This window comes from Curtobacterium pomorum, assembly GCF_044497295.1.
Lineage (GTDB): Bacteria > Actinomycetota > Actinomycetes > Actinomycetales > Microbacteriaceae > Curtobacterium.
Genome location: NZ_CP172409.1, coordinates 199,828 through 212,677 on the forward strand (window position 1 = coordinate 199,828; position 12,850 = coordinate 212,677).

A 12,850-nucleotide genomic window follows, 5' to 3' on the forward strand; every position below is an offset into this window, starting at 1 on the left:
TTCAGGAGCGGGCGGTCTGCCCGGGGCGGGGTGGGCGCACGGGTCGTGGCGTTTGGGTGCGCAGCAGGTGGGTGACTTCGAATGACTGGGCGATGTCGCAGGCGGTTCGGATGACGTCGTCGTCGTATTCGGTGAGACGTTCCGCGTGCTGGTTCAGGTGCTCTTGCCAGCTGCCGACGCGGAACGCTTCGACGAGGATGCCGGGGTGTTCCCGGTCGTCGTAGAGCGCCCAGGATCTGGCTCCGGTGCGCCGCCGGCTGAGTTCGACGAGGGCCATCTGCGCCAGGAACCGGTCTCGGTCGGCATCGGCGACGTCGAACCGGACGGACACCAACGTCTCGGTGGTGTCGCCGATTTCCGCGTTGACGACGTCGTCGGCGAGTGGCAGCTTGACGGCGCTGCGACGCATGTCGTCGGTGACGAGGAGTGGCCAGAGGAGTTGTGTGATGGCGACAATGAGGACGGCGATGCCGGCGAAGAGGCAGGTGAGGACCGCGCCGAGCCATCCGGCGATGGAGCCACTGAGTGCTGCTCCGACGGCAGTCGCTCCGAAGAGCACCATCTGGTAGATGGAGAGTCCCCTGGTTCGGACCCATGCGGGGAGGAAGGACTGCACGGCGCCGTTGAGGGTGGCGATGGCGCCGATCCACGCTGCGCCGACGACGGCGAGGATGGGGATGGTCAGGTAGATGGTGGGGGAGAGGGCGACGCCGACCGTTCCGGCGCCGAAGAGTGCCGACGAGATGAGGACGGCACGGTTCGGGCCGACAGTGTCTCGGAACTTCGGGATGTAGAACGCAGCGGCGATGGAGCCGACTCCGAGGCCGGCGAGGAGGACCCCGTACCCGATGGAGCCGAGTCGAAGCCGGTCCGTTGCGATGAGCGGCAGGAGTGCGTAGAGGGCGCTGCCGGGGAGGACGAACAGGCCGAGGCGGACGTAGATCCGTCGGACGACTCGTGCGTTGGCGACGTAGCGCATGCCGGCGCGGCTGGCGTCGAGGAACGGTTCCGACAGGTGCGGTTCCGGCCGGTACTGCCGCCAGAAGACCAGGATGATCAGGAACACGGCGAACGACACCACGTTCAACGCGAACACGAATGCGACACCGAGCCCGGAGATGAGAAGTCCGGCGATTGCGGGGCCAATGGCGCGGGCAAGGTTCACCGAGATCGAGCTCAACGATGCGGCGTTGGGCACGTACGCGCGTGGGACGATCTCGTTCGCGAGCGCGCCGTAGGCGGGGAGTTGCACGGCGGATGCTGCGCCGAGGAGCAACGTCAGCGACAGCAGCAGGTACGGCGTCATGTCGCCGGTGGCGGTCAACGCGACGAGGGTGCCGCTGATGGCGACTTGAAACCCCTGCACCCACATCAGCAGGGTCCGTCGGTTGAGGAACTCGCCGAGCACGCCGGCGGGGATGCCGAGGAGCAGGACGGGTGCGGCCGTCGCCGTCTGCACGAGTGCGATCAGCAGCGGTGGGGCGTGGTGTTCGACCATGAACCACTGCGCACCGACGGTTTGCATCCAGCTGCCGATGTTGCTGATCAGCGCCGCAATCCACAGTGCCCGGAAGATCGGGATTCCGAGCGGCGCGAGCGCTGACACGGCCGCGGTGCCGTCTGACTTTGGTGTCGAGCGTGGCGCGGGTGTCGGCTTCATCTGCTGCTCCTGTCCGGCGGGGATGTCAGCGGCCGGTCCGGGAGGTGTTGTCGAGGATGACCTTCCCGACGGTCTGACCGGATTCGAGGAGCTCGTGCGCGGTCGCAGCGTCGGCCATCGGGACGACCGCTTCGATGACGGCGCGAATACTTCCCGCTTCGATGAGGGGGAGGGCATCCCGGGAGACGCCGGCGACAATCTTCGCTTTCTGCTCCTTCGGTCGGGCGCGGAGCAGCGTTGCGGAGATGCTGGCGCGGCGGGAGAGCAGCTCCCACAGGTCGATGGGCGTGGTCGTCATCGAACCGCCGATCATGATCAGGTGTCCGTCGTCGGCGAGGCAGCGGATGTTCCGCTGCAGGTACTCGGCACCGACGACGTCGAGGATCGCGTCCACCCCGGCACCTTGGGTGACCTCGAGGACCGCGTCGACGAAGTCGGTGGTGCGGTAGTTGATGGCGGTTGCCGCACCGAGGTCGATGCCGGCTTTCGCTTTCAGGTCGGACCCGGCCGTGGTGATGACGGTGGCGCCGATGGCTGCAGCCCATTGGATCGCGAACGAGCCGATGCCGCCGCCGGCACCGTGCACCAGAACGCTTTTGCCTTCGGTCACCCCGGCGATCATGGCGAGGTTCGAGTAGACCGTGCAGGCAACTTCGGGGAACGCGGCCGCTTCGACCATGGTCAGTCCTCGAGGGAGCGGCATCACCTGCCCGGCGGGGACGGCGACTTCGTCGGCGTACCCGCCGCCAGCGAGCAGTGCGCAGACCTCGTCGCCGACGTTCCACCCGGTGACGTCGCGGCCGACTGCGGTGATGATGCCGGCACATTCGAGGCCGAGCGGGCGTGGGGCTCCCGGCGGGACGGGGTAGTGGCCGCGGCGCTGGAGGAGGTCGGCGTTGTTGATGCCCGCGGCGTGCACGTCGATGAGGACTTCGTCGGCTGCTGGTGTCAGCTTCGCGACGGGACGCAGCGTGAGGACGTTCGGGGAGCCGGGCTGGTCGAACAGGACCGCGTTGGGCATCGTTGGGGTTCCTTTCAAATGAGAAACCGGTGACGGAAGCGGACGGTCAGGGGGGCGCCCGCTTCCGCCACCGGAAGCTCAGTGCTCGTCGTAGTGGTTGTCGTGCAGGGCGTGCCGATGCCCACCGTGGAGGTAGTCGACGTGGTCGCCGTGCTGGACTGCGTCGTGTCCGCATCCCTCGCCGTGCTGGTGACCGAAGGTCGTGTGGCCGGCGTGGAGCGCTTCCGACGTCATGAGTGCCTCCTGTTTCGGTCAGTTCAGGCGGCGACGGCGGCCGCGTCGGCGATGGCGAGCGCGGCGATGCTGCGCGCGTAGTGCGGGGTCTCGAGCTCGCAGTGCTCACCGGAAGCCTTCTGGCGGGCGGCGGCGGCCTGCTCGAACGTCTGGCCCTGGTCGGTGATGAACTTCAGGAAGTCCTCGGTCGGGTGCGACGTGACGGTGTTGACGTAGCGGAGCTTGTCGCCGTCGAGCTGCTCGATGCCGAGCTCCCAGATGACCTGCGTGGTGGTCCAGCCGGCGGGGGAGAGGACGTCGGAGATCGACACCATCTTGCAGTAGTGCTTGCTGGCGACCTCGAAGCGGTACTGCTGGATGACCAGGCCGGTGCCGATGACCTCGATGTTGATCGACATCGGGGTGCCGTCGTCGTCGACCGTGTAGCCGGCAGCCTTGTGGTCGCCGGGCGCACAGCGCTGGTACTCGTGCGTCGGGAGGGTCTTCAGCCACTTCTCGATGTCGACGCTCTCGAACGGGGCGGTGACGTCGGCGGTGACCACTGCGTGGGAGAGGATCAGGTCGCTCTTCACGGTAACGCTCATGATGATTCTTCCTTCGTGTTGGGGGCCGGTTGTTCGGCGATGACGATTCAAAGCCAGACGCCGCCGAAGCACCCTCGACAGGGAGAGGAAGTCCGTTCGACAGTGAGGCCGTCACCCGCAGGCGGGACCGCGCCGTCCCCTTGGATCGGCGTTCCCGCGCGGATGTTCGCGGATCCGGACGGCCAAAACGTCGTAGTTGTGTGATGTGCGCGGCGGGCTTGGGGGATGTGTGAGGGGATGCAGCGTCCGTACGGTTCCGACAATCGTTGGAAAAGGAGTGGACGACATGCGGTACGACGCACCGTCCGGCACCGACCGGGCCCCGCAACGGCAGCCGCTTTCGGCTGTGGTTGTCGTCGCTGACCGACGAGACAGCCCCTCGAACCAGTCGCGTCGTGACGACCAACGTCGCACCGCTGATCATGACGCGCTGCTCACCGCGCATCGCACTCGACGGAACCGATGACCGTCATCTCCGCACGAACCCTCTCGTCGCCGCGACCCGAATCCGCGAGCCGACGAGCAGCTGAAGGAGCATCCCTGATGCGTTACCGAACAACTCTCGGCGACTTCCTCCGAGCCCGCCGCTCCACCTGTCAACCCGAAGACGTCGGCCTGGACCGTGACACCAGTCGTCGTGTCCCTGGCCTCCGACGTGACGAGGTCGCCCGTCTCGCCGGAATGAGCGCGGAGTACTACGTCCGCCTCGAACAGGGCCGTGTCAGCACTCCGTCCCGTCAAGTGATCGACGCGCTCGCACGCGCGATGCGGCTCGACCACCACGCTGCCGACTACATGGCACGTCTCGCCCGCGGCGAGGGAGCGTTCGGCGCTCACGCGGATGAGTTCCGCGAGCAAGCGCACACGTACCAGCGACTTGAAGGCATCCTGCAGCAGTGGTCGGCGACACCGGCGTACCTCACCGACAGCAACCTCGACATCATCGCCGCCAACGACCTGATGGTGACCTTGACCGGAGGGACCATCGCCGCCGGCAAGAACGTCGTGCAAGCAACGTTCGTGCCCGAGAACCGGACAGCGCTGCTCGAGTGGGAAAACACCGCCAGGGCAGCTGTCGCCACACTCCGCTACACCGCAGACGAAGACGCTCCCCGTTTCCGCCAACTCGTCGCAACGCTTGCCACCGACCGGGACTTCGACCGGATCTGGCACCGCTACGAAGTCCTCTGCCCAGGCGACTACGAAGTGGAAGCCGACAGCGACTTCGGTGTGATCCGGTTCGGCATCCGCAACTTCGTCCTCCCCGACCTCCGCGGATGCATGGTCACCGTTTGGCACGCGGACGAGGGATCAGCGGCAGCAGACGCCTTCACGCAACTGCGTATCAACCGCAGCACCGCGGCGGACCGGGACCTCCTCGCCGCGGCAAGCTGAACCGCCGAAGACCTGCCGGCAGAGCCACTCATCCTTTGTCGAACCGACCTTCGACGGACGCGCGCTGCCAATCCGAACGCTCCGATCTAGCGTCCCAGTACACGCTTCACCGTCCTCTTCCACCAGCGTCCCCGGGCTGCCACGTCAACGGCACCCGATGCCGCGGAAGAGCTTCGTCACGACTTCGAGAGGACCCATCATGGATGCGCAGAGCACCCTCCTCGGCAGGCCTCAGCCCGAAACAACCGCATTCGACTGGATCATGCACCCGGGTCTGGATCGGTTCCAGATCCGCGCCACCACGGACCTCGGCACTGCCCGCCGTTCAACGGCTGTCACCGTGCCCTCCGACGACACGTTCCCGCTGCTGGCAGCGCCGCTGCTGCGTCGCCTCCACCAGCAGCCAGCCGCCACACCGAACCATGCATGGATGATCGCCGTGCACATCGGCGACACCGGCCGTGCCCTCCGGGAATTGGCAGCGCTCCGGCCGACCTTCGCCGGCGCCGACCCAGCAGAGTTCACTGCGACGGACCGGATGATCCGGCTGCTGGAACACGACTGCCAGCACGGTGCACTTGCTGCAGAAGAACTCGACGACGCCGCCGCTTCCACCGCTCAGCTCGGTGCACCGTGGATGACGAACCTCCTGGCAACGGAGGTCGCGTACGCGGTCCGGCCACGAAACGCCGCGTTGCGGAACGGCCAACGGTTCTGGGATGAGCGAACTGACCTGATGAGCATCTCCGTGGGGCTCGCCGATGCGCGGCACCTCCTCGACCGGGCGACGTTCGGCCAAGCCCGGGTCCGCGCAGACGACACCCTTCGTCGTGCGAAGCGTGCCGGGCTTCCGCTGCACGCCGCACGAGCGCAGACCATCGTCACCATCGCTGACGCCGTCACCGGCGACGTCGGTCCCGCCGCGGTCGCAGCAGACATCCTCGTCCGGCTCGGCGCACGCGACGGGTTCACCGACATTCAGCTTTCCGGCGAGCATGCCCGACTGCTCCTCGCCGCACGAGCCGGTGACTGGGACCGCATCCTCGACGATGAGGAACGGCTCCTCGGCTGCCTGCGCGCCGCTCCGCGCTCCATCGCAGCCGCCCGGATCGCGCTCGACATCGTCGAAGCGTCGACGATGGCTGCAGAACCCGCCACGAACCTCATCGGGGAACTCCTCGACGCGTGGGATCCACACGCATCAGCACTCCACGAAGTGGCCTACCTTGCCCTGCTCGCCGGCCTCGGCGGCGGACCAGCAGGATGGCTTGCACGGAACGCCGTCCGCGCCGCGGAGCAGCACAAGTTGCACTTCGACGCCGCCCGGCTGCAGTACGCGTTCGCTTCGGAGATGGCGGACCGCGGAAACGTGGAAGCGCAGCTGGACGCGCTCGAGCAGGCGCGGCACCGTTTCGCCCGCGCCGGCGCACGCGATTGGGCGCGACGCGTGGAGCAGCAGCTCACCGCCGCGCAGGCAGCCGCCGCCGACGCGGCCCTGCATGTGGCATTGACGGAGCAGGAAGCCCGGGTTGCCGCACTCGCCGCATCGGGAATGACGAACAAGCAAATCGCGGTGGAACTGTTCCTTTCGCCGAGAACCGTCAGCGGGCACCTTTATCGCGCGTTCCCCAAGCTCGGAGTCACTACCCGTGCGGGTCTCCGCGACGCGCTGACGGCAGCGCGTCTGCGGTGAGGAAACCGCCCTGGTATTCCCTCTCCAATGCCAAGTCATCTGACTCATCCGACGCATCGCAATGTTCGATGGAATGAATGGGTAAGAGTTCACGACTGACAGAGAGAGAATCCACAATGGCAAAGGTCCTTTGCGTCCTCTATCCGGACCCGGTGACGGGTTACCCGCCCGTTTACGCCCGCGACAGCATCCCCACCCTGACGGAGTACCCGGGCGGAATGTCGCTGCCGTCGCCGTCAGCGGTCGACTTCACGCCCGGGGAACTCCTTGGCAGTGTCAGCGGTGAACTGGGCCTGCGGAAGTTCCTCGAAGCTGCCGGCCACGAACTCGTCGTCACCTCCGACAAGGACGGTGAGGACTCCGAGTTTGAACGGGAGCTGCCCACCGCCGACATCGTCATCTCGCAGCCGTTCTGGCCGGCGTACCTCTCCGCGGAACGGATCGCGAAGGCGCCGAACCTGAAGCTCGCGATCACCGCCGGTATCGGTTCCGACCACGTCGACCTCGACGCTGCGATCGCCCGAGGCATCACTGTCGCGGAGGAGACCTACAGCAACAGCATCAGCGTCTCCGAGCACGCCGTGATGCAGATCCTCGCCCTGGTCCGCAACTATCTGCCCGCCCACGACTGGGTGAAGAACGGCGGCTGGAACATCGCCGACGCCGTCGAACGGTCCTACGACCTGGAAGGTATGAACTGCGGCGTCATCGCCGCGGGCCGCATCGGTCTCGCGGTCCTCCGCCGATTGAAGCCGTTCGGCGTGAATCTGCACTACTCCGACAAGCGTCGCCTGCCCGCGGAGGTGGAGGAGGAGCTCGGCCTGACCTACCACGAGGACGTTCCGTCGCTGCTGAAGGTCGTCGATGTCCTCTCCATCCACGCGCCGCTGCAGCCGGAGACGTACCACATGTTCAACGACGAGCTCATCGGGCAGATGAAGCGCGGTTCGTACATCGTGAACACCGCCCGCGCGGAAATCATGGAACGCGACTCCGTTGTCCGGGCGCTCGAGACCGGTCAGCTCGCCGGGTACGCCGGTGACGTCTGGTATCCGCAGCCGCCGGCTGCGGATCACCCGTGGCGGACGATGCCGCACGACGGGATGACTCCGCACATGTCCGGTTCCTCCCTCTCCGCGCAGGCCCGCTACGCCGCCGGCACCCGGGAGATCCTCGAAGCGTGGTTCGCGCAGACGCCGATCCGTGAGGAGTACCTCATCGTCGATGGCGGCAAGCTCGCCGGCGCCGGCGCGGTGGCGTACACCACCGGTGGGACGAGTAGCCCTGGCAGCAGCGGACACTGACACCACCGCAAGAAGGGGCCGACGGTTTGCACCGTCGGCCCCTTCTTCGTTGTGGCCGCGCTCCGAGCCCGACCCGTTCAGGCGGCGCTACTCGACCGGTTAGGCGTGCAGTTGCCGCCAGGAGCGGACGAAGCCATCACCGACTGTGAACGTCGCCAACCCGAACAGCTCATGGGTTGCTTCGCCGGGGAACTGCACCCGCACTCGCTGCTCCGCCAGCACCGACGTCCCAGACACTGCAACGACCTCCGGCAGGAACTCGAACACGGTGATGTTCTCGAACAAGCCCGAGAACACCGCCAACACTGCATCACGCCCTCGGACGCATTCACATGTTCGCGGCTGATACGCAACGTCCGCGCTCAGGAATGGAGCGATCTGGTCGATGCTGCGCGTGTTGAACGCGCTCATGAATGCTCGGACGAGCAGTTCGTTTTCGAGGACATCGGCGACCGTGGAAACGAATTCATCATCGGGCATCAGAATCTACCTCCGTGCGAGCGAAGCGTGGGCTGAGAGGGTGCTACCCGGTCAGTGTGAGCGTGGTACGCGCGTCCGGTAAGGGTCAAAAGTCGAAACGGTGCTGGACGGATCGAGCGGGTTTCACCGTGACGAAACTCAACAGGTCAATTGACCCGTTTGAGCAATTCCGAGCCGAAGTTACCGTCAATTCGACAAGTGAAGCAGCCCCGCAGCTGCTACCGGTTCGCCGGCTACCAGGCAATCTTCCTGGCGGCAGGCGTGAGCCTGCCCCGTCCTCCTGACTGCGGTCATGGACGGCGGGGGCCACACCACCCGCGCGGACGACGCCCGCCGGACTTATCCCGCTCCACCCCACGGAAGAAGCCCAATCGTGACCCAGCTCCAGCACTCGGAGGCACCCACGGTGCCGGTCTCCCCGCACCTCATCGACGCTGACGCGCCCACCCGCCCCCGCCCCACCGCATCGCCCCGACACCCCGTCGTCAAGGCGTTCGCTGACCCGGCTGCACTCGGCCTCGGCGCATTCGGCCTGTCGACGTTCCTGCTCAGCTTCGCCAATGCCGGGCTCGTCCCCGCCGCAGCCGTGGCTGTCCTCGGTATCGGACTCTTCTACGGCGGTCTCGCGCAGATCCTCGCAGGCCTGTGGGAGTTCGCGCAGGGCAACACGTTCGGGTCGATCGCGTTCGTGTCCTACGGAGCGTTCTGGATGGCGTACTGGTGGACGCAGACCAACCCCGCCCTCGCCCGAGAAGCGGGCGGCGCTGGCGTGGGCCTGTTCATGATCTGCTGGGGCATCTTCACCGCGTACATGGTCGTGGCGGCGTTGCGCATCAACGTGATGCTCTCCGTCCTCTTCATCATCGCCACGTTCACCTTCGTTGCCCTCGGCCTCGGCGCGTTCACCGGCGAGGCATGGCTCGGACACATCGGCGGCTGGCTCGGCTTCGCTACAGCGTTGACCGCCTGGTACGGATCGTTCGCATCGGTCACCAACGCCACGTGGCGGCGCAACGTCATCCCCGTTGGAGAGATCAGCGCCTCCTAAGCAACTCGGAGCCGGGCGGCGCCGACCAGTACCGCCGACGCCGCCCGGCTCCCCGCCCCTCCTGGCACTGCAGCAACTGAGTCATACGACTGCTGTGCACCTCACTACCCGGCACGCATCGTTGACCAACCGTCCATGTGAAGAAGGACCACCCATGTTGAACGAACCCATGTCCCGCCCCCGCAACGGCATCGTCGCGCTGGAGAACGAGCTCCTCGTGCGGGACTTCGTCGACCACTTCAACCGCGGCTCCATCGAGCAGCTCGCGCAGTTCCTGCACCCGAGCATCATTTACCGAGCCTCCGACGGGCCGTCCATGCGCGGACGAGCCCTCGTCCTGGCATCGATTGCGAAGACGAGACAGACCTTCGACCAGATCGAGGTGGTCCTGCGCGCTGTCGGCCTATCCGAGGAGAACGTCCTCGTCGAGTTCGGGATTCAGCTCGCGACCGGTGGTGGGATGCCCCGGTGGCGGACCGGCTTCGCATCGTTCCAGCTGCGCGACCACCTCATCGCCGAATGGCGCCAGATGCACGCCGCGTAGACACCAGCACAGACGGACCCTCATAGGGACCCTTCCACGATCCGACCCTCGAGACCGCCACCCATACGATGCGGATATGCCGTGGGACCGAACGAGCGACGCTGCCTTCGACGAGCAGGTTGGCTCCCTGCCGAACGCGACGATCGTCATCGACCGCTACCTCGACATCGTCGCAGCGAACCCCCTGGCTGAGGCCCTGTCCGGAGCTCTGACAGTCGGCAGCAACCTCGCCCGCAGCATGTTTCTCGACCCCGACCTGCACGTCACTGTCGACGGCTGGGAACACCATGCGGCCGTCACCGTGGCAGCACTCCGGGGGGAGGTGCGGGCGCATCCGGCGGACCGGCGTTACGTTGATGTCGTCGGTGAACTCATGACTCGCAGCTCCTGGTTCGTCGGCGACTGGGTTAGGACGCCGCCGGCCGTGCCGCCAACGAGCGTCATCGCATTCGAGCATCCCACCGTCGGAGCGCTCACCCTTCGATTCGTCCGCCTGCGCCGGCCGTCTGACGAGTACGTCTTCGTCATGTGGACTGGCGCGAACCGGGCATCGATCGTCGCACTCCACCAGCTCAGCCGGCTCATCTCGCAGACGCCGACCTCGACAACCTCGTAGGGCCCGAAGCGGAGCACGGCGCTCTCGTTCAGCCATTCGCAATGGCACACCCCGCCGGGTGAGGGCGGCCGCGAAGGTGGGCATAGTTTGGACACGCGCCGCCGCCGCCCACTGCTTAGCGTCGGTACCGATGAACCTTCAAGACGTTGCCGACGAACTCGTCGGCAAGCTCTCCCGCTCGGTCGTGATCAACGACCTCCATTTCACGCCCCTCGCTGCCTCAGCACAGGGTGATGAAATCGATGACATTCGTGCGGCGAGCCTGCTGAAACGAGCCACGCCGCCAGAGATCCGCGCGTACCTCGAGTCGATCAACATCAACAACCTGCTGAACCCGACAACCGTTGACCTAGCCCACCTCGGCGGACAGGAACGCCTCGCCGTTCCCATCCGCGACGAAGCCGGGCCGCTCGCCATCCTCTGGCTCATCACTGGCAACCTGCCCCCGCTGACCGCGGAGCAGTTCCGGGCTATCGATGCTGCAGTGGTCCTCATCCGCGACCAGCTCTCCGCCGGCACCAAGGATGTGCGACGTGCCCGCGCCGCCGTCGAACTGGAACTCCTCGCCGACGACGTCAACGTCCGACGAGACGCGTTCACTCGCGCTGTCAACGAAGGGTGGCTGTACCGAGGCGACCGAACGAGCGTGTTCGCAGTGACGTTCGACACCACCGTCAGCGAACTCGACCGGGTCGCCTTCGCATCTCGTGTCACCGGGCGCCGCCACGGCAGCTTGGCGTTCCTCGGGGAACGGGACACCCGGATGCTGTTCGCCGGTAACGCCGACATCGATGGGACCCTCGCCACCCTCACATCAGAAGGGCTCGGCGGCAGCCACTCCATCCGCTCCATCGGCACCGCCCGAGTCCAAGCCAACGAGGACGACCTCGCCCCGGCGGCGGACCGTGCACGTTCCGCGGCGAGCATCCTCGACCGTGTTCCGAAGCTTGGGCGCCACGCCGACGTCAGCGAGCTCGGCACCTGGCTGCTGCTGACGCAGCTCAACGCCAACATCAGCAACCTCGCACTGTTCTCACCCGCCGCCCACTACCTGTGGACGCAAGGAGACGAGCAGCAGATCGAGACCATCGAACGGTACCTCGACGCCGGCACCAGTGTCCGCGTCGCCTGCGAGCTGCTGCACGTGCACCGCACGACCCTGTACTACCGGCTCGAGAACATGCCGCCGATCATCAAAGAAGCGCTCGAGGACGGCGTCACCCGCAGCACCCTCCACCTCGCGCTGAAACTTGCCCGTCTGATGTCCGAACCGATCCACGCAGAGAGGGTGCAACAGTGACCGCCTCAACTGGCAGCTTCATCACCTCCGACGGCGTCCGCCTGCAATACGACGACACCGGCGGTGCCGGCAGCCCACTCCTGCTCCTGCACGGGTGGGGGCAGACACGGGCGATGTTCCACGGCCAGCGCAACCTTGCCGAGCACCGCCGGGTCATCACCGTGGACTTCCGTGGACACGGCCGCTCCGACAAACCCGAGCACGGCTACCGCATCGCCCGGTTCGCCGCCGACCTTCGCGACCTTACCGACCATCTGTCCCTGCACCGATTCGACGTCCTCGGATGGTCGATGGGCGCGTCCGTCATCTGGTCCTACATTGACTTGTTTGGCACGGACCGGCTCCGCTCGATCATCATCGTCGACCAGCCGGCAGCGGTCGCCGCCGTCCCGTGGATGTCGGACGCGGAGCAAACCAGTTCCGGCGCGATCCTCCCCATCGACGGGCTTGTGCAACTCGCTCACGACATCCACTCAGACCGAACCGGCGACATCACCGAAGCGTTCGTCCGCGGCATGTTCAGCGGACAGCCCGACCCCGCCGTGTGGGCGTTCGTCGCTGACGAAATCCGACAGACCGCGGGACCGCAGTCCGCGACCCTGCTCTTCGACCACGGTGCGCAGAACTGGCTCGACGTGCTGCCCCGCATCGACCGGCCCACCCTCGTCATCGGCTGCGACGGCAGCCATGTCCCCGCCGACTCGCAACGCTTCCTCGCCGACCGGATCCCGGACGCGCAAGTGCACATCTTCGGCAGCGACATCGCCCAGTCGCATTTCCCGTTCCTGGAGAACCCTGCCGCGTTCAACAACGTCGTCGACCAGTTCCTGCAACGCGTCGGCAGCCGGCAACTCATCCGCTCCTGACCACCGACGGCCGCAGCGTTAACGAAGCCCAGGCTGCGAGTGACATGCCCCGTGACAGGGGAGGTGCAGCGCTGCTCTCAAAGGGTCGATGGGCAGGATGCCCAC

At 66.5% G+C, this 12,850-nt stretch carries 13 protein-coding genes; 8 read left to right on the plus strand and 5 right to left on the minus strand.

Features of this window, described 5'->3' with window-relative positions; translation table 11 throughout:
• Position 1: 1 nt before the first annotated feature.
• The 4 genes from ACGH48_RS01010 to ACGH48_RS01025 form a co-directional block, all read right to left on the minus strand.
• Complete coding sequence (locus tag ACGH48_RS01010) at positions 2 to 1,660, minus strand: MFS transporter (protein WP_396289852.1); 1,659 nt, start codon at positions 1,658 to 1,660, stop codon at positions 2 to 4.
• A gap of 25 nt (positions 1,661 to 1,685) precedes the next feature.
• On the minus strand, positions 1,686 to 2,681 hold the full coding sequence (locus ACGH48_RS01015) for an NAD(P)H-quinone oxidoreductase (protein WP_396289853.1): 996 nt from the start codon (positions 2,679 to 2,681) through the stop codon (positions 1,686 to 1,688).
• Positions 2,682 to 2,759: 78 nt separating this feature from the next.
• Positions 2,760 to 2,915, minus strand: coding sequence for a zinc transporter permease (locus ACGH48_RS01020; protein ID WP_071293457.1), 156 nt, complete (start codon positions 2,913 to 2,915; stop codon positions 2,760 to 2,762).
• 23 nt (positions 2,916 to 2,938) lie between these two features.
• Positions 2,939 to 3,499, minus strand: coding sequence for a hypothetical protein (locus ACGH48_RS01025; RefSeq protein ID WP_071293458.1), 561 nt, complete (start codon positions 3,497 to 3,499; stop codon positions 2,939 to 2,941).
• Between the two features lie 543 nt (positions 3,500 to 4,042).
• Here ACGH48_RS01025 and ACGH48_RS01030 point away from each other — a divergent pair.
• The 3 genes from ACGH48_RS01030 to ACGH48_RS01040 all read left to right on the plus strand — a co-directional run bounded on the left by ACGH48_RS01030 (position 4,043) and on the right by ACGH48_RS01040 (position 7,891).
• Positions 4,043 to 4,894, plus strand: coding sequence for a helix-turn-helix transcriptional regulator (locus ACGH48_RS01030; protein ID WP_396289855.1), 852 nt, complete (start codon positions 4,043 to 4,045; stop codon positions 4,892 to 4,894).
• A 199-nt stretch (positions 4,895 to 5,093) separates the two neighbouring features.
• Positions 5,094 to 6,587, plus strand: a complete 1,494-nt coding sequence (locus tag ACGH48_RS01035; RefSeq protein WP_396289856.1) for a LuxR C-terminal-related transcriptional regulator — start codon at positions 5,094 to 5,096, stop codon at positions 6,585 to 6,587.
• Positions 6,588 to 6,703: 116 nt separating this feature from the next.
• Positions 6,704 to 7,891 carry an NAD-dependent formate dehydrogenase gene (locus ACGH48_RS01040; protein WP_396289857.1) on the plus strand — a complete coding sequence of 396 codons (1,188 nt, stop codon included), beginning with the start codon at positions 6,704 to 6,706 and terminating at the stop codon, positions 7,889 to 7,891.
• 99 nt (positions 7,892 to 7,990) lie between these two features.
• Here the strand turns inward: ACGH48_RS01040 and ACGH48_RS01045 are convergent, their stop codons facing one another.
• Complete coding sequence (locus ACGH48_RS01045; RefSeq protein WP_396289858.1) at positions 7,991 to 8,371, minus strand: nuclear transport factor 2 family protein; 381 nt, start codon at positions 8,369 to 8,371, stop codon at positions 7,991 to 7,993.
• A gap of 373 nt (positions 8,372 to 8,744) precedes the next feature.
• On the opposite strand from ACGH48_RS01045, the gene ACGH48_RS01050 reads away from it, so the two are divergent.
• The 5 genes from ACGH48_RS01050 to ACGH48_RS01070 all read left to right on the plus strand — a co-directional run bounded on the left by ACGH48_RS01050 (position 8,745) and on the right by ACGH48_RS01070 (position 12,745).
• The gene (locus ACGH48_RS01050) at positions 8,745 to 9,419 is read left to right on the plus strand and encodes an acetate uptake transporter (protein ID WP_396289859.1); all 675 of its coding nucleotides are present in this window, start codon (positions 8,745 to 8,747) and stop codon (positions 9,417 to 9,419) included.
• A gap of 154 nt (positions 9,420 to 9,573) precedes the next feature.
• Positions 9,574 to 9,963, plus strand: a complete 390-nt coding sequence (locus ACGH48_RS01055; protein ID WP_071293464.1) for a nuclear transport factor 2 family protein — start codon at positions 9,574 to 9,576, stop codon at positions 9,961 to 9,963.
• A gap of 76 nt (positions 9,964 to 10,039) precedes the next feature.
• Positions 10,040 to 10,579 (plus strand): hypothetical protein, encoded by a 540-nt coding sequence (locus tag ACGH48_RS01060; protein ID WP_396289860.1) that lies wholly within the window; start codon positions 10,040 to 10,042, stop codon positions 10,577 to 10,579.
• 130 nt (positions 10,580 to 10,709) lie between these two features.
• A complete protein-coding gene (locus tag ACGH48_RS01065; protein WP_396289861.1) occupies positions 10,710 to 11,879 on the plus strand; it encodes a helix-turn-helix domain-containing protein in 1,170 nt (389 codons plus the stop codon).
• Entirely contained in the window at positions 11,876 to 12,745 is an 870-nt protein-coding gene (locus tag ACGH48_RS01070; protein WP_396289862.1) for an alpha/beta fold hydrolase, read from the plus strand. The genes ACGH48_RS01065 and ACGH48_RS01070 overlap by 4 nt, the downstream gene beginning before the upstream one ends.
• The last annotated feature ends 105 nt before the right edge of the window (positions 12,746 to 12,850 follow it).